The sequence below is a fragment of the Siminovitchia terrae genome, assembly GCF_003605405.2.
GTDB classification, from domain to species: domain Bacteria; phylum Bacillota; class Bacilli; order Bacillales; family Bacillaceae_C; genus Siminovitchia; species Siminovitchia terrae.
In genome coordinates, this window is sequence record NZ_QYTW02000026.1 from 18,595 (window position 1) to 36,047 (window position 17,453).

General features: G+C 41.0%; 16 protein-coding genes and 1 pseudogene. 5 read left to right on the top strand and 12 right to left on the bottom strand.

Annotation, left to right across the window (positions count from 1 at the left end; all coding sequences use genetic code 11):
• The first annotated feature begins 26 nt into the window (after positions 1-26).
• From D5F11_RS20015 to D5F11_RS20025, 3 genes are all read left to right on the top strand, one after another.
• Positions 27-1,511 carry an aldehyde dehydrogenase family protein gene (locus tag D5F11_RS20015; protein ID WP_120118617.1) on the top strand — a complete coding sequence of 495 codons (1,485 nt, stop codon included), beginning with the start codon at positions 27-29 and terminating at the stop codon, positions 1,509-1,511.
• 165 nt (positions 1,512-1,676) lie between these two features.
• The gene (gene sda / locus D5F11_RS20020; protein ID WP_120118618.1) at positions 1,677-1,799 is read left to right on the top strand and encodes a sporulation histidine kinase inhibitor Sda; all 123 of its coding nucleotides are present in this window, start codon (positions 1,677-1,679) and stop codon (positions 1,797-1,799) included.
• Positions 1,800-1,911: 112 nt separating this feature from the next.
• Positions 1,912-2,142, top strand: coding sequence for a hypothetical protein (locus D5F11_RS20025; RefSeq protein WP_126646640.1), 231 nt, complete (start codon positions 1,912-1,914; stop codon positions 2,140-2,142).
• Here D5F11_RS20025 and D5F11_RS20030 read toward each other — a convergent pair.
• From D5F11_RS20030 to D5F11_RS20040, 3 genes are all read right to left on the bottom strand, one after another.
• Entirely contained in the window at positions 2,064-2,870 is an 807-nt protein-coding gene (locus D5F11_RS20030) for a DUF2935 domain-containing protein (protein ID WP_244862215.1), read from the bottom strand. The two genes, D5F11_RS20025 and D5F11_RS20030, sit on opposite strands and share 79 nt — an antisense overlap.
• 253 nt (positions 2,871-3,123) lie before the next feature.
• Entirely contained in the window at positions 3,124-4,374 is a 1,251-nt protein-coding gene (odhB, locus tag D5F11_RS20035; protein WP_120118619.1) for a 2-oxoglutarate dehydrogenase complex dihydrolipoyllysine-residue succinyltransferase, read from the bottom strand.
• Between the two features lie 212 nt (positions 4,375-4,586).
• Entirely contained in the window at positions 4,587-7,433 is a 2,847-nt protein-coding gene (locus D5F11_RS20040; protein ID WP_120118620.1) for a 2-oxoglutarate dehydrogenase E1 component, read from the bottom strand.
• A 382-nt stretch (positions 7,434-7,815) separates the two neighbouring features.
• Between D5F11_RS20040 and D5F11_RS20045 the strand changes: the two genes are divergently transcribed.
• The gene (locus D5F11_RS20045) at positions 7,816-8,286 is read left to right on the top strand and encodes an Hsp20/alpha crystallin family protein (RefSeq protein WP_120118621.1); all 471 of its coding nucleotides are present in this window, start codon (positions 7,816-7,818) and stop codon (positions 8,284-8,286) included.
• Positions 8,287-8,369: 83 nt separating this feature from the next.
• Complete coding sequence (locus D5F11_RS20050; protein WP_120118622.1) at positions 8,370-9,638, top strand: MFS transporter; 1,269 nt, start codon at positions 8,370-8,372, stop codon at positions 9,636-9,638.
• A 29-nt stretch (positions 9,639-9,667) separates the two neighbouring features.
• Here the strand turns inward: D5F11_RS20050 and D5F11_RS20055 are convergent.
• The 9 genes and pseudogenes from D5F11_RS20055 to D5F11_RS20095 all read right to left on the bottom strand — a co-directional run bounded on the left by D5F11_RS20055 (position 9,668) and on the right by D5F11_RS20095 (position 17,275).
• Positions 9,668-11,152, bottom strand: a pseudogene (locus D5F11_RS20055) (potassium/proton antiporter).
• Between the two features lie 199 nt (positions 11,153-11,351).
• Positions 11,352-11,696, bottom strand: a complete 345-nt coding sequence (locus D5F11_RS20060; RefSeq protein ID WP_120118623.1) for a hypothetical protein — start codon at positions 11,694-11,696, stop codon at positions 11,352-11,354.
• A gap of 4 nt (positions 11,697-11,700) precedes the next feature.
• Positions 11,701-11,886 carry an H-type small acid-soluble spore protein gene (locus D5F11_RS20065; RefSeq protein ID WP_120118624.1) on the bottom strand — a complete coding sequence of 62 codons (186 nt, stop codon included), beginning with the start codon at positions 11,884-11,886 and terminating at the stop codon, positions 11,701-11,703.
• 166 nt (positions 11,887-12,052) lie between these two features.
• A complete protein-coding gene (locus D5F11_RS20070) occupies positions 12,053-12,322 on the bottom strand; it encodes a hypothetical protein (protein ID WP_120118625.1) in 270 nt (89 codons plus the stop codon).
• A gap of 236 nt (positions 12,323-12,558) precedes the next feature.
• Positions 12,559-13,110: a hypothetical protein gene (locus D5F11_RS26795; RefSeq protein ID WP_185830810.1), complete on the bottom strand. Its 552-nt coding sequence runs from the start codon at positions 13,108-13,110 to the stop codon at positions 12,559-12,561.
• A 536-nt stretch (positions 13,111-13,646) separates the two neighbouring features.
• The gene (locus D5F11_RS20080) at positions 13,647-14,603 is read right to left on the bottom strand and encodes a siderophore ABC transporter substrate-binding protein (RefSeq protein WP_185830811.1); all 957 of its coding nucleotides are present in this window, start codon (positions 14,601-14,603) and stop codon (positions 13,647-13,649) included.
• Positions 14,604-14,623: 20 nt separating this feature from the next.
• Entirely contained in the window at positions 14,624-15,385 is a 762-nt protein-coding gene (locus D5F11_RS20085) for an iron ABC transporter ATP-binding protein (protein ID WP_120118626.1), read from the bottom strand.
• Positions 15,382-16,332, bottom strand: a complete 951-nt coding sequence (locus D5F11_RS20090) for an iron chelate uptake ABC transporter family permease subunit (protein WP_120118627.1) — start codon at positions 16,330-16,332, stop codon at positions 15,382-15,384. Before D5F11_RS20090 ends, D5F11_RS20085 begins: the two co-directional genes overlap by 4 nt.
• Entirely contained in the window at positions 16,325-17,275 is a 951-nt protein-coding gene (locus D5F11_RS20095) for an ABC transporter permease (RefSeq protein WP_120118628.1), read from the bottom strand. The genes D5F11_RS20090 and D5F11_RS20095 overlap by 8 nt, the downstream gene beginning before the upstream one ends.
• Between the last annotated feature and the right edge of the window lie 178 nt (positions 17,276-17,453).

The following is a 17,453-nucleotide window of genomic DNA, read 5'->3' on the forward strand; positions in this document are numbered from 1 at the left end:
GGAAACTATCTTTAAGGAGGAATTCAATGAGCCAAGTAACAATGGATGTAAAAGAGAAAGTAGAAAAGTTTTTACAGGGGACAAAGAATCTTTATATTAATGGTGAGTTTGTTAAAAGTGCGGAGGGTAAAACTTTTGACACTCCGAACCCAGCGACAGGAGAAACACTCGCTACTTTATATGAAGCAGGCGCAGAAGATATAGATCGTGCGGTAAAAGCTGCACGCAAAGCATTTGATGAAGGAAAATGGTCCAAAATGAGTGCTGCGGCAAGAGGTAGACTCATATATAAGCTTGCTGACCTGTTAGAAGAGAACAAAGAGGAACTCGCACAGCTTGAGACGCTTGATAACGGAAAGCCGATCCGGGAAACACTGAATGCGGATCTTCCATTATCCATTGAACATTTGCGTTACTATGCAGGGTGGACCACAAAGATTACAGGACAAACAATTCCTGTAGCAGGGCCATTCTTTAACTACACACGTCACGAAGCTGTAGGTGTCGTTGGGCAGATCATTCCTTGGAACTTCCCTTTGTTGATGGCAATGTGGAAGCTTGGGGCAGCTCTTGCCACAGGATGCACTGTCGTATTAAAGCCTGCGGAGCAAACACCGCTTTCCGCCTTATACTTAGCTGAACTCATTGAAGAAGCTGGATTCCCGCCGGGTGTTGTTAATATTGTACCAGGCTTTGGTGAGCCTGCAGGGTCTACACTTGTAAATCATCCTGACGTGAACAAAATCGCGTTTACAGGGTCCACTGAAGTTGGAAAGAAAATCATGGAACAATGCGCCAAAACAGTTAAGCGCGTTACTTTGGAGCTTGGAGGAAAATCTCCTAATATCATCCTTCCTGACGCGGATTTGACCAAGGCGATTCCAGGTGCGCTAAACGGTGTCATGTTCAACCAAGGACAAGTATGCTCCGCTGGTTCCCGTGTATTCATTCAAAAGAAAAACTTTGACAATGTGGTTGCCGACATGGCCTCCCATGCGAAAAGCATTAAACAAGGTGCCGGTTTAAACCAGGATACCGAAATGGGACCACTCGTTTCAGCTGAGCAGCAAAACCGGGTATTGAACTATATTGAAAAAGGTCTAAGCGAAGGTGCTGAACTTCTTGCTGGCGGACAAAAGCCGCACGATCAAGGTTATTTCGTAGAGCCGACCATTTTTGCGGATGTTAATGACGAGATGACCATCGCCAAAGAAGAAATTTTTGGCCCAGTCATTTCCGCATTGCCATTCGAAGATCTCGACGAGTTGATTGAGCGTGCAAATAGAACCGACTATGGACTGGCAGCCGGGCTTTGGACAAGGGATGTAGCAAATGCTCATTACGTGGCAAGCCGTCTTCGTGCCGGAACTGTTTGGGTCAACTGCTATAACGCCTTTGACGCAGCTTCTCCGTTCGGCGGATTTAAGCAGTCAGGACTTGGCAGGGAAATGGGTTCATATGCACTGAATAACTATACTGAAGTCAAAAGCGTTTGGATTTCGATGAAATAAAACCTTATACGGGGTCCCCCTCTGGGACTCCTTTTTTTATATTAAAAAAATCTCGTAAATTGTCATATTTTGATAGATTAAATTCGATAAAACGCTTTCAAATTTACCCGAAAACAGGTACAATAAAAAATGAAAATTCAATTTCCCGAGGAGGTTTTTGCAAGCATGAAGATTATGACCAATGAACAGTTAGTTGCAGCCTACCGAGATGCGAAAAAGAATGATCATGGTGCCGATTGGATACGTTTATTGAAGATGGAAATAAAAAAACGAGGATTAAATCCGTAAGAATATAAAAGATGCGTGCCACATGGCACGCCTTTTTAGTTTATTATCTTCATGTTATTGGATTAAATTTAACTTCATTCAGTAGAAGTCTCCCACTTCTGTAAGTGGTGAGATGAATGTCTATTGGTATTCCATGCTGTGGGAGTTCAAACCTCGGCTGAATAAAGTCAAAGTCTCCGGCGGATGCCACAGATTTTCAGAGGAAATTTATCGAGCGGAGCTCGATAAAATCTGGGCGCAAATACGCCAAGGCGCATTTGATTGTCACTTTTCAATCCGCGGTTTGGCGGGATTGCAAGATGGTGTGCCTTCCTTAGTAGATTCAGCCAGTTTATATAAATAATAGCATTCTTCCCTAAACATATGATCAGCCATTAAGGCAGGAAAGGTCCCTAGTGCTTTAGCAGAAATTTCAAGCTCCAGCAATTCATTTAAAAACATTTGAAATGCTTCGATCTCCAGCTTAGTATCCTTATTCAATCTCGCCAGCGCAGGAAATTCATACATTTTTGTCCGAAGATACCCAGCTAACTCAACTGCTTTTAAATAAAAATCCTCGAAATGCTCGGTAAATAACTGACTTTGTTCTTTCAGCCTCTTTTCAACAGAATCCATATTATCGTTAATGGCCCCCGCATGACCATATGCGTCCTGTAGCCAAAGCAAATGATGATGGATCTCATGCACTACCGGCGGTGATTCCTCTTTTTTTAAAAAGCTGATAATCCTTTCATACTCCTCCAATTCATTAATCATGTGGTTAATGAATGTTGGAGACAAATGAATCTTTATCTGTTTTACAAGGCTCCTTTTCAATAAGGAAAGTTTAAAGTTTTTAAAATGAGCAACATGACCTGCCGCTTTTTCAGTCAATGTCACTAAACCTTTCAAATCATTTTGCCTTCTCGCTTCCTGGAGCAATCCATCGAATATTCTTTTAAACTCCTTTGCCTGATCAATATCTCTGCTTTCAACAAAGCTTAATGACTCCAAAATAAATCTTGAATGATCTCCAAGTACCTGCAGCCAAAACTCATGCTCAAACTTAAGTTCCTGTACTGTAACAGTCAATATTGTCACTCCTTTTTGCTTCTTCCCTATAAGACTATTCATTTTTGAGAACCGATATTTTATTATTTTTAGGGATGAAGCCAAGAATGAAATGCTTAGAAGCACTATTGAAAAGTTTGGACATGAAAACCGTATCCTCTGATGCTTGGAATTATCCTGAAATATTGCTTTATAACACAAAAACACCCCAAAAGTTAGAATTGATTAGTCTAACTTTTGGGGTGCACATCACGGAGTGGTCTTTTTGGTATGATTATCCTTCAAGAAGAAGGTCTTCAGGATTTTCAAGTAGCTTTTTAATTGTGACTAGGAATCCAACCGCTTCTTTTCCATCAATGACACGGTGGTCATATGATAGCGCTACATACATCATCGGACGATTTTCCATTCTTTCCGCATCAATAGCCACAGGTCTTGTCTGAATAGTATGCATGCCGAGTATACCCACTTGGCTTCCGTTCAAAATAGGGGTAGATAATAAAGAACCAAACACACCACCGTTTGTTATCGTAAATGTTCCACCTTGTAAATCGCTGAGTGCCAATTTATTATCACGCGCTTTTTTTGCTACTTTAAGGATATCATCCTCAATTTCAGCGAAGTTTTTGCGGTCACAGTTCCGGATAACTGGTACAACAAGACCTTCGTCAGTAGAAACAGCTACTCCGATATCATAAAACTTCTTATAAACAAGCTCGTCTTCCTGCAGCTCCGCATTGACCGCAGGATATTTTTTCAATGCTGCTACAACCGCTTTGGTGAAAAATGACATGAAGCCAAGTTTTACGTCATGCTCTTCATAGAACTTGTCCTTCTTGCGTTTACGCAATTCCATAACTGCTGTCATATCGATTTCATTGAATGTAGTCAACATTGCAGCCGTTTGCTGAACTTCAACCAGTCTCTTTGCAATTGTTTGGCGGCGGCGAGAAAGTTTTACGCGTTCAACAGGTTTCCCAGGCTCTTCCTGAACAACAGCAGCAGGCTTTGCTTGAGGAGCTGGAGCCGCAGCAGGCTGCTTAGGCTGATTTGAATAGCCTTCGACATCTTGTTTACGTACCCTCCCAAGCGGATCGACAGTTGGGACCTCTGTTAAATCGATGCCTTTTTCTCGAGCTAATTTGCGAGCTGCCGGAGAAGCAATTGGGCGATCTTTTGATTCTGTCTCCTGCTTTTCCTCTTGCTGTGCAGCTGCAGGCTGAGCAGGTTCAACATTTTCAGCTTTTGGCACCTCAGGTGCAGCTTCCGAAGCAGTAACACCCGCTGAGGCACTTCCATCGACAATTGCGATTACATCTCCGACGTTAACTGTTTCGCCTTCCTCCGCTTTTAGCTCTTTAAGAACTCCAGCTTCTTCAGAAATGATCTCAACATTTACCTTATCAGTTTCAAGCTCTACAATATATTCTCCTTTTTCAACATAATCGCCTGGCTTTTTCAACCATTGGGCGATTGTCCCTTCCATAATAGATTCTGCAAGTTCAGGTACTTTGATTTCGGCCACTTTATTTCCTCCTCTAATGTTTGCGGATGATATAAGAAAAGCGAAAGGCGCGCAGCCTTAGGCGACAAGCACAAGGCGAATTGCGAGGAGGCAGTTCCTTAGCCACCACAGCAATTTGACTTGTGACCTCGAGCCGATGGCGCCTGCAGCTAGACATACCATCTATTTCATTAATTAATCCAGTTTCCTAATGTTTTTCTATCTTCAAAGAATCACTCTGATTTTGTAAACACGGACTGCACAATACGGCTCTGGGCTTTTCTATGAGCAGTTGGATCACCCTCTGCTGGGCTTGACCGTCTCCGGCGTCCTTCGTATTTTATATCAACACCTTCAGGCCTGATTTCTCTTATATAAGAAATAACGTGAAGCCAGCCGCCCATATTTTTCGGCTCCTCCTGCACCCAAACAATTTCCTTCAGATTCGGGTATCTTGATATAATATCTGCAATTTCTTTTTTCGGGAACGGATAGAGCTCCTCGACCCTTAAAATATGAAGCCAATCCACATCTTTTTCATCTTTCAACTGCTCTTCCAAATCAATCGCTATTTTACCACTGCAAAGCGCAATCCTCTCAACCGCATCATAGCTTTCTCCCAAGCCAGGCTGTTCTATGACGGACTTGAACGATCCTTCCGTTAATTCCTTAACTTCCACAGAAGCCAGCGGATGACGGAGTAAGCTCTTCGGCGTCATGATGACAAGCGGCTTAACTTCTTCTTTGTTCAAGATCGCTGCTTGTCTTCTTAAGATATGGAAGTATTGAGCAGCATTAGATAAGTTGGCAACAATCCAGTTGTTTTCTGCAGCACTCTGCAGGAATCTCTCCACTCGACCGCTTGAGTGTTCCGGTCCCTGGCCTTCATAACCGTGCGGCAAGAGCATGATTAACCCTGATTTCTGTCCCCACTTAGCCCTGCCGGAAGCGATGAATTGGTCAAAATATACTTGTGCCATATTGGCGAAGTCACCGAACTGAGCTTCCCAAATAACCAGGGTTTCTGGAGCAAAGACATTATAGCCGTATTCAAATCCAACTACCCCGCCTTCGGTCAATGAACTATTATATAAGGCAAATGATGAATTCGCACCGGATAAGTGATGCATTGGAATATATTCTTCGCCGGTTTTTATATCATGTAACACAAGATTCCTTTGTGCGAAGGTACCCCGCTGTGAATCTTGCCCTGTCATTCTTAATGGGGTACCATCCTTCAGGATGGATCCGAAAGCAAGAGCCTCAGCATGCGCCCAATCTATTCTTCCTTTTTCAGTAATTACATCCGATCTTCTCTTCAATATCCGCTCAAGCCTAGGAAAAACATTGAAATCTTCCGGCCATGTAATCAGTTCCCTGTTGATCGTTTCCAAATCATCAATATTAACTGAAGTATTGATTTTTGGAAGCTTTTTCACAACATTTTTTGGAGGGTTCATGACTATATCCGGATTGCCATTCACTTTAGGAAGATTATCATATGCCTTTTGCAGGTTTGATTGTACTTCCTTATCAACCTTGTCAATTTCTTCTTTTGTCAGAAGTCCCTCTTGGACCAATTTTTCCGCATAGACTTCTTTAGAGGTAGGATGGTTCTTAATGATATTGTACATAAGCGGATTGGTAACCATCGGCTCATCCATTTCATTATGACCAAAGCGACGGTAGCCGACCAAATCGATAATAAAGTCCTTGTGGAAAGCCTGGCGGTATTCATGTGCTAAGACGGATGCAGCCAGTACTGCCTCTGGATCGTCCGCATTTACGTGAACAATCGGGATTTCAAAACCTTTTGCGACGTCTGATGCATACAAAGTCGAGCGCGAGTCGCTGCTTTCGGTTGTAAATCCAATCATGTTATTAGCAATAATATGTATGGAGCCGCCTGTATTGTAGCCCTTCAAGCGCCCCATATTCAGAGTCTCCTGAACGATTCCCTCACCGGGGAAAGCTGCATCACCGTGAACAACGATCGCAAGACAGTTGTCCAAGTCTTGTTTTGGATAGCCCTGTACATTGCGGTCTTCCTGAGCCGCACGTGTAAACCCGTCCACGATAGGGTTGATAACTTCTAGATGACTTGGGTTATTGGCAAGCGTGATTCTGGTCGTTGCAGTCGTACCGCGCTTCAACTTTCTGTCAGCACCAAGGTGGTATTTCACGTCTCCAGTCCATCCATATGTGATGCCAATTGAACCTTCAGAAGGAATGAGTTCTTTATTGGGTGCTTGTTGAAATTCAGAGAAAATCAATTTATATGGTTTTTGAAGTACATGGGCCAAAACATTTAGACGGCCTCTGTGCGCCATTCCGATATTTACAGTCCTGGTACCGGTTTCCACAGCTAGACTGATGACTTCATCCATTAAAGGAATCAGCGTCTCCAATCCTTCCACAGAAAATCGTTTTTGACCTACAAATGTACGATGAATGAATTTTTCAAAACCCTCTACTTCAGCAAGGCGCGTAAATAAATTGATTTTTCTTTCTTTACTTAGCCCTGCATAATAACCGCTTTCTTCGATTTTTTGCTGCAGCCAGTTCCTTTCGTCCAATTCATGGACATGATTATATTCAAACGCAAGTTTTTTTGTATATACTTCTTTTAAATGATTGATTGCATCAAGCCCGTCTTTTAAATTAGATGGAGCATTAGGAGAAATAAATGATGCCGGAATTTGTTTTAAATCTTGTTCGGTCAAATTATATTCAGAAAGTTCAAGCCTTCTCGTATTCTTTTCCTTTCGGCGGATCGGATTGATGTCCGCTATCAGGTGGCCATAGGTACGAATATTATCCGCAAATTTGACCGCGGCAACAAGTTTGCTCAATCGGTTGTGTGTCGCAGGCATTTGGAATGAGACATCAGCCTGCCCTTCAGTTGTTTCAACCTGCTTCGCTGTAGCCGGCGCCCCCCATTGATCAAAAGCCGCCCTCATTTCAGGATCGACATTGTCAGGATCTTTGAGGTATTGTTCATACAACTCCATTACATAACCAAGATTCGGTCCTGAAAACTGTGCCCAAGGCGAATCTTGATAAGACGCTTGTCTGCTCATTTGTTAAAAACCTCCATCATGAAGCTCTTAATTTATTTTTAAACCGGTTATTTTTTTAATTCCGGTCAAAAAAACGTAGGTCAATCTAATCAAATCTCAAGTGCAATTCCATTTTATCACTGCAAACAATTTAGTAAAAGATAAATGTCATCTTTTAGACAAATTCGGTCATATTCTGCATGTAGCCTGGTCTATGCTCACCTTTTAACAAAGTTTCATCATGAACCTGTTACATTTTTGTGTCAATTTTTCCATATACAATCTTACTACTCTTCGAGAAAAATTCAAATATAATGGCTCTAATTTTTTACCTTTAGTCTCGATTGTTACACGCATCCGCGTTACGCATATACTATTATGATTTATTCAGGGGGGTGGTTGAGTGTTTCCGTGGGGAAAATTTCCATTTAATGAGGATTTAAAAAAGATGACTGAGCAAATGAAGCCAAACGATATCCAGTCGTATGTCAATGAAATGATCAAAAAGTATATCCCCTCCCAGTGGGAAAACTCAGCTGAAACAGAAACAGCAAACCCCTTTAATGCCTCAACCACTAATCAGGGCCAACAAGCCAAGCCAGATGTGGATGTTTTTGAAACATTTGATTATGTGTTCATACGAATAAAGTTACAAAGCGAAGAACAGCAAAAACAACTGAAATTTTTCCATACATCCAATCAAGCCATCATTGAAAATTTTCATGAAATGGGAGATCGACATACGATCACTCTGCCATGCCTCGTCAAAAGGAAAGGTGCCACAGCATTGGTGAAAGACCTTATTCTTGAAGTGCAAATCCCCAAAAACGTCGACATGCAATATACTGAGGTGGATATCTCTGAAAAATTATAGAGCCGTTTTCCTGAAAAATGTTGTGATAAAAAGTAAAAGTCAAGCCATATTAATACTGATACCATACTCTGAAAGGAAAAAGCATGACAACATTTGACAAGTTGGAATTTGGCCGTTCAGATAGTGAGCTGGCAGAAAAAAAGTGGGCCATTGTATCCATCGCATCTATTCCTCTTATTATGACATTGGGCAACTCCATGCTTATTCCGGTATTGCCCTTAATGGAAAAAAAGCTTGATATCACAAAGCTGCAATCTAGTCTTATCATCACTGTCTATTCAATAGTGGCTATCTTTTTAATTCCTATAGCTGGATTTTTATCAGATAAATTTGGCAGAAAAGTCATCATCATCCCGTCCTTGATCATTACAGGAATCGGGGGACTTATTTCAGGATGGGCAGCATGGAAAATGGATTCACCTTATTTCATGATTCTGTCCGGAAGAATTTTACAGGGGGTGGGAGCAGCAGGAGCCTTCCCTATCGTACTTCCTCTCATAGGTGATATGTTCAAAAGGGATAAGGACGTAAGTGCTACCCTAGGCGTAGTGGAAACATCCAACACCTTTGGAAAAGTAATGAGTCCCATTCTAGGCTCTTTCCTTGCCGGAATCTTTTGGTTCCTTCCATTTTTGTCCATACCTGTGTTTTCGCTTATTTCCGTTTTATTAATCATGATCTTGGTAAAGAAGCCAAAAGGAGATCAGCATAAACTCTCATTTGGAAGATTCCTTAAGAATATAAAAATTATTTTTAAGGAACACTGGCGTTGGCTTACTGCCGTGTTCATCATTGGGGCCATTCTTATGTTCGTGCTTTTTGGCATGCTTTTTTACTTATCTTCCATTTTGGAAGATGACTATGGATTTGATGGCATCAAAAAGGGACTTTTGCTTGCAATTCCTCTTGCCTCACTTTGTATTGCCTCTTTTACTGCCGGCAAATGGATTAAAGACAGTCTGTCACGAATGAAATGGACTTCTTTTTTCGGAATGGTTTTAATGGGAGGTATGATTATCGCTGTGTTGTTGTCGAAAAAATTCATTTTTTTAATTACTATTTTTTCGCTGTGTGGAATTGGAATCGGAGCTGCTCTTCCCTGCCTTGACGCTATTTTGACCCAAAGTATTGAAAAAGAAATGCGCGGAACAATCACTTCAATATTTAGTTCCATGAGATTTGCGGGAGTTGCAGCAGGACCTCCTGTCATTGCGATCATGATGGTTCAAGGAAGTAAAAGTATGATCCTCCTATTGGCTGGATTAAGTGCTGTTTCGGCAATTCTAGCGTTTATGGCCATCAAGCCAGAAAAAGAAAAAAAAGCACCGAGAACAAATCCGGCGCTTGAATAAAACGCTGCTGCGGCAGCGTTTCTTACTTATTAGGTGGCATCTTCCTTGGATTCAGGATCAGGCATGAATTCCGGGATGACTTTCTGGAATATTGCTTTTATTTTTTCACGTTTTTTCTTCGCAACATGAATATACAATATGTCGTTCCCTTGCAGCGTTGTATCCCCTCTTGGAGTAACGAGCTTGTCTCCTCTGATGATGACGGAAATAAGCGATTCCTCCGGAAGCTCTATTTCTTTTATTTTTTTCCTGCCAATAAAGCATGATCTTCAAGAATAATTTCCATCATTTCATTTTTGGCTTTACCGATTGAAACCAATTCAATACTGTGTGGTATCGACACTTTGTTCCCCTCCGATAAACCCAATGCTCTTGCAAGTGGCGTGATTGTTGCTCCCTGTAAAAGACGTCAAAACGACAAAGAATACAACGTTAAACATCAGCATACTGTTTTCAATGCCGGCGACTAATGATAGGTAGCCAAAACAACAGGAACAGCACCACGAAACCCTGCCCATGAAATAAGCAGCTTTTCTCCAAACGTGTATTTCATAAACAACATCGTAATAAAAACACTACGGCCTTGCCACAAGCATAAAAAGGAACGAAAGCAGCAGCCCCTGCCATGTAACTTTTAAAAGCACTGACGGGAAAACAAAAAGGCCAAGCAATATGAACATGGTAATTTGCATCATCCATGCAGATCCTTCATGAAAACGGACAATAGAATGACGATAGGTCAAGTCAGAATTTCCAACGATGATTGCCATCACATATCCAGCCAATAAACCGCTGGCATGAAGTAAACTTGTTACGTCGTATGCCAACGCTGCAAATGACAATGCAAGTACAGGATAGAGTCCTGAAGAATCAAGGTTGATCTGATTAATGACCCAAACCGAAGCCTTGCCAAAGAGCAAGCCCAAAACGAGTCCTAATCCCATTTGCCAGAAGAAGTTTGGCAAAAGTTGAAAATAGGAAGATCCTGGTGTTTGAATCAATTCAATCAAAGAAACGGTCAAAAAGATTGCCATCGGGTCATTGGAGGCAGACTCCGCTTCCGATGTAGTCTTCAACTTAAATCGAATGTTCCTTTCACCCAAAGCGCAAAAGGCAGCAGCGGTATCAGTTGAACCTACAATGGCTCCTACCAGAAGGCCTTCGAGCCAACTAAAGCCTAAAATGTATTTTGCAAAAGTCCCCATAATAACGGTAGTAAGAACCAACACCAAGAGTCACAAGCGAACCCGCTGGAACGATAACCCTCTTCATGTCTTTCCATTTCGTATTGATCCCGCCATCAAATAAAATAAGGACCAATGCAATCGTTCCTACCAAAATGGTCAATTCGACGTTGTCAAAATAAAAGAAACGATTCAATCCCATTCCTATTAGAATAAATCAGACCAGCGACGGTACTCCAAGACGTGAGGAAAACTTGCTGTCAACATGCCAACTATCAGCAAAATTGATAATATAAAAACAATTTGTTCTACGGTAAAATCCAAGGCCATTCCCCCATCCATTCCACTATTTATGATTAGCACATCAGCCAGATACTAAAAAAATAAGGAATAATTTCTTCAGCTTCCAAGACATGAAATTGACAATGAAGTCCATTATTCAGAGTCACTTTTGTTGATGAGAAAACAAACCTGCAGGAAATTGCTTTATCCGGAGCGTTTTTAGGATTATCAGCGCCTCAGTCATCCGTCATTCTTGGGAATGATAGAAGCCGCTTTCCAATAGATTTTTTCGAAAAGAGGCCCTCACGGAGCAGATAATGTAGAGGTAATTATAGATATTATCAAATTCGCCTTGGCGTATTTGCGCCCAGATTTTATCGAGCTTCGCTCGATAAAATCTGTGGCATCCGTCGGAGGCTTTGACTTTATTCAGCCGGGGTTTGAACCCCCACTGAATGGAATACCAATAGGCATTCATCTCACCACTTACAGAAGTGGGAGACTTCTGCTGAATGAAGTTAAATGTTAACATAATTATATAGAACTTTTGATCCATCAACGAATAAAAATTTGCCGCCCGACCGGACGGCAATTCATTATTCCTCTTCCAATTGCGATATTTCAGCATAAGACCTTTCTTCAAATTTGTTCGGTCCCCGCAAATGGACAGTTGCTGTTTTGCCATCTTCATTAATATGATCAATCCACACAGAGACACCATTATATTTCACATCAATATCCGCTGATGAAGATAAAATTTGCTTAACCCGATTTAAGTCCACTTTTAATCACTTCCTGACATTTTTCTTTTATCATGTAACAGGTAGCGAAAATTATTCCTTATGGAAAGAGTAGTTCTTTGGAAATCAACTGATAAGATTTAATTCTGTCATCAATGGAGAAGGGATTCGTATTGATCATGACTTCTCCCGCCTTGTATTTCTCCCGTTACTCAAGTATTTTTTCCCTAACTTCTTTTGGATTTCCAATGATCATTCTTTTTTCCATCTTTGCAACTAACTCTTTTTCTTGTATTGATAATGGATCCTCTGCTGCTTCTTTAATAGAAGGGATGCCATTCTTTCCTTCACCCTTTTCTTTTTGGATCCCCCAAATGATCGAGCTGCGTGCGATATTGCGAGATTGCTCCGTTGTTTCTGCACAAAATATAGAAACAGTTATGATTACTTCCGGACCGATTCCCATTTTGCCCGGCATGAACCTCCCACCATTTAAAGCACCCATTTTTGAAGTGGAGGTTTCCTAACCAATCGACAAAAAGCTTCCAACAAGACAGGCGGGTGACACCCATCTTTTGCGGTAAGCCGCAGGAATTCATTTTGCCAACGACATTAGGCAACAGCCTATCCTTAGATAAACTGGGTCGGAACTGACCTTCTACTACTTCCTGACCTTAGGCAATCCGTAGATACGTTGTATGGTTTAGGAGAAAATCAAGTTCCCTGATTTCCCCGTAAACGTTTTTGCGAAGAAATTCGATACCCCGTGAATATCACGGTGATTGGTATAACCGCAAGTACAACTTTTCTTCGCACAACAAGGACATGGTTGTGTCGTATTGCTTTCCCTTTTGGCAATTCTTTCACCCAAATATTCAGAGGTTTTTGCCTTCTCCCTTCAAAAATGCCCATGGATAACTCGATTTTTCCGTTCTCAAATACTTTGAAGCCGTTGTTCGCCCACTTTGTATTGAAGTACGTTTTCTTTTTATACTGGTATTTTGTTTTATGGCCCGCTTTTTTTGCTTTTAGTGCCGCATCCCGTGCGAACAAATACTTATGACAAACCGCCTGCACGGATTGAGAATGAATAGGGAAGATTCCTTTTGACCTTTTTTGCAACTCGCTTTTTGTTATCCATTTTCCTGTTTTCAAATGGGTTTCTTTGGCAAGGGCGAGACAGAAGTTCCACACTTCGCCTGATACGCGGTTGCACTCGAACAGTCGGTCAATGGTTTCCTTGCTTGCGCGAAACAGAGTTTTCATNGTTCTTTGGCAAGGGAGAGACAGAAGTTCCACACTTCGCCTGATACGCGGTTGCACTCGAACAGTCGGTCAATGGTTTCCTTGCTTGCACGAAACAGAGTTTTCATGCAACGGAGCATTTCGTTTCCTCCACTCGTGAATAATGAGGATACATATGTCTCATTATAACACAAAAAAGGAACAAATGTTCCTAAGAAATTCCAACAAAGGCAAGCATTCATCCCCCACCTACGCTTTGCGTTGAGGAAGGGGACTTCTGCCCTAAGTTGTTAAAATACAGTTTGAGCCAGACGCTACCTGATCCAAAATTTAAGAATATATTCTGAGCTGGGCAGGAATTAATCCGAGGTTGTAAAATGCAGTCTGAGATGCCAAAACAAAAAAACGGTTATGATTTTTATCTTAGGACTGCCTTTTTGTACGTTGAACTGATTATGATTACCAAGAAAATAACCTCTCAACATTGCCGAATACCTTGTTAGCTGCACTTTCAAATACTTTAAAAGCCGCTGCATCCATTGCAACGGCTTTCTCCATTAGTAAGCTTGTTCTACACTTTTAACCATTTCTTTCATGGATTTCAGTCCTCCACCGGAAAGATACCAGTAGTCTGCATCCAAGTAAATGATTTTTCCATCCTTATATGCGGTTGTCTTTTTCACTAAATCATTTTCGATCGTTTTTTTGGCAGGCTCAGCGTTTTCTTCTATTGCTGCATTCCGGTCAATGACGAAAAGGATGTCCGGATTTTTTTCTAAAATATACTCAAACGAAATACCTTGACCATGTGTGGAAACTTCAATATTCTCATCAGCTTGTTTAAAACCAACAACATCGTGAATCAAGCCAAATCTTGACTTCGATCCATAAGCACTCACTTTACCCTCATTTGCCAAAACAATTAAGGCTTTTTTATCAAGTGATTCCGTTTTTTCTTTTACAGTAGAAATCTGTTTGTTAATATCTTCGAGCTCGGATTTGACTTGGTCTTCTTTACCAAAAATTTCTCCGATGGTGTTCATATTACCCTCAAAGGATTCCATGTATTTGGCGTAATCGACTCCCAAATATACTGTAGGTGCAATTTCGGCAAATTGATCATATAACTCTGCCTGGCGGCCAGATATAAAGATGACGTCCGGATTTAGTTCATGAACAGCTTCAAAATCAGGTTCCTTCAAGCTTCCTACATTTGTATATTCTTTTCCTGCATATTTTTCAAGATAAGAAGGTATAGCAGTTTGCGGCACACCTGTCACTTCAACCCCTAATTCATCCAAGGTGTCAAGTACACCGAAATCAAATACAACGACATTTTTGGGGTTTTCCTTAATATTTGCCTCGCCATATTCATGTTTAATCGTAATTTCTTCCGCTTGTTCTTTCGCACCACTTGAGTCTTTTTCGCCGGATTTGCTTTCTTCTTTTGTTCCGCATGCTGTAAAAACAACAGCCGCTATTAAAAGCATGAAAAATAATGTCCACTTTTTCACTTTACAAGAAACTCCTTCGTCTACGAATTAAAATACACACATATCCTGCAATTGTTTAAGTCTTTAATTGGAATATCCATATCGTATATTTCTTTTAGTGCTTCGGACTGAATAATCTCTTCAGTCGGACCGTCTTTTACCACTTTACCGTTTTTCATCGCTACGATCCTATCGGAATAAACAGAGGCAAAGTTGATATCATGCAGGACAATCACAACCGTTTTACCCAGCTCGTCTACAAGCCTCCGTAAAATTTTCATAATTTGAACTGAATGTTTCATGTCCAAGTTGTTAAGTGGCTCATCCAGCAGGATGTAATCTGTATCCTGAGCGATAACCATTGCAATGAAAGCTCTCTGACGCTGGCCTCCTGACAATTCATCCAGATAGGAATCTTGGATATCCATTAATTCCATATATTCAAGAGCCTGATCCACCATAAGTTGATCATCTTTTGTCAACCGGCCTTTTGAATACGGGTATCTCCCGAATGACACAAGCTCCCTAATTGTCAGTTTGACATTCACAAAGTTTGATTGTTTTAAAATGGAAACCCTTTTGGATAGATCATTGGATTTCATTTTACTCATATTAGTCTGATCAAGCAGAACATCGCCTGTATCTGCATCCAGCAGTCTGCTGACCATTGATAAGAGGGTTGATTTCCCTGCACCATTTGGACCTATAAAAGACGTAATCTGACCACTGTGAATTTTAACCGATACATCTTCGACCACTTTATTTTTGCCGTAAAATTTGGACAATCCTAAGACTTCAATCATGATGATCGACTCTCCTTAAGCAATAGGTAAAGAAAATAAACGCCACCAACGAAATTAATAATAACACTTAACGTTGTAGAAAAAGTGAACACCCGTTCCACAGCCCACTGTCCTCCAACGAGGGCGATAACACTCAAAAGGATGGCTCCGCTTATTAAAATGCGGTGCTTGTACGTGTGGAAAAACTGGTAAGCCAGATTGGCGACGATTAGTCCGAAAAAAGTGATCGGGCCGACGAGCGCCGTTGAAACTGAAATCAGAATGGCAGTCAGTATAAGCATCTGCCTAGCTGTTTTATCATAGGAAATCCCCAGATTTATAGCAGTGTCACGGCCAAGTGACATTACATCCAGGCTGCTGACGGATCGCCATCCGACCGCAAAAACACCCACGATGAACAGAAGCGACAGCCATACAAGATCGCTGTTTACATTGTTAAAGCTTGCAAACATACGGTCTTGGACAATTAAAAATTCATTTGGATCGATCAATACTTGCAAAAAGGTACTGATGCTTTGAAAAAATGTACCAACGATAATTCCTATTAAAAGAAGGAAATAGATCGACTGCTGCCCTTTTTTAAATAAAAACCGATAAAGTAGTAGCGCAAAGATAATCATCGCCGCTACTGATAACAGAAAGTTCACCTGTTTATTCACAACTGTTATATGTTCAGAGCCTAAAAAGAAAATGAAAAATGTTTGAATGAGCAAATATAGAGAATCCAAACCCATTATACTTGGAGTCAATATACGATTATGTGTAATTGTTTGAAAAATAACCGTTGCATATGCAATAGCTGCACCTGTTATTACCATCGCAAGCACTTTAATTACCCGCCGAGGTAATGCATAATCAAAGCTTCCATTCAAATCATGAAACAAATAGAGCAGGCAAAGACCCAAGGCGACAAGGAAGAGTATGCCCATCTTTACTGAATTACGCATAGGCCTTCCTCCTAAACAGCAAATATAAGAAAATGGCGCTGCCGATAATTCCCACCATTAAACTAATCGATATCTCGTAAGGATAAATGAGGACACGCCCCAATATGTCACATATGAGCAGGAATATGGAGCCAAGCAAAGCCGTATGCGGTAAAGTTTTTTGAAGATGGTCGCCTTTAAAAATCGATACGATATTCGGAATGATCAAGCCAAGAAATGGAATCATACCCACTGTTAAAACAACTGTCGCTGTAATTAAGGCAACTAAGATTAATCCGATATTAACAATGCGTTTATAGGATAATCCAAGGTTTTTTGCAAAATCTTCTCCCATGCCCGCAACAGTAAACCGGTTGGCATAGAGGTATGCGAGTAAAAGGACGGGGATACTTACATACAATAGCTCGTATCGTCCTTTCATAATCATGGAGAAGTCCCCCTGCAACCAGGCAGACATATTTTGTATTACGTTTGCTCGGTATGCAAAAAACGTCGTAACCGATGAAAGTATATTCCCAAACATAAGACCGACCAGTGGAATAAAGATCGCATCCTTAAATTTGATACGGTCAAGAATCTGCATGAACAAAAGCGATCCTGCAAGCGCAAAGACAAAGGATACGGCCATTTTCTCCAGCATCGTCGCATTGGCAAACAACAGCATCGAAACAAGAATTCCCAACCTCGTGGCATCCAGCGTACCTGCTGTGGTCGGCGAAACAAATTTATTGCGGCTCAACTGCTGCATGATAAGACCAGCAATGCTCATACCTGCACCTGCCAATATAATTGCCAACAGTCTTGGCAGGCGGCTGATTAGAAATACCTGCGTTTCCTCCGATTGAAGATCCAACAGATCAAAAGGCGTGATATCGCTGACCCCTATAAATAAAGATAGAATGCATAAAACCAATAATATTGGTATCAAAACTTTTAATTTCACGGATCACCCACCAAACATCTTCTATGTATTTAAGCGGCGAATGATAATCATTATCACTATTGCTTAAGTTAATTATAGCACCTGTTTTAAAAGAGTCAATCAAATAGTTGAGAGTTATAGAAAAGAACAAGGCTCGCAATGCTAGGCGACAAGTCCAAAACAAATTTTGATGTGGAAG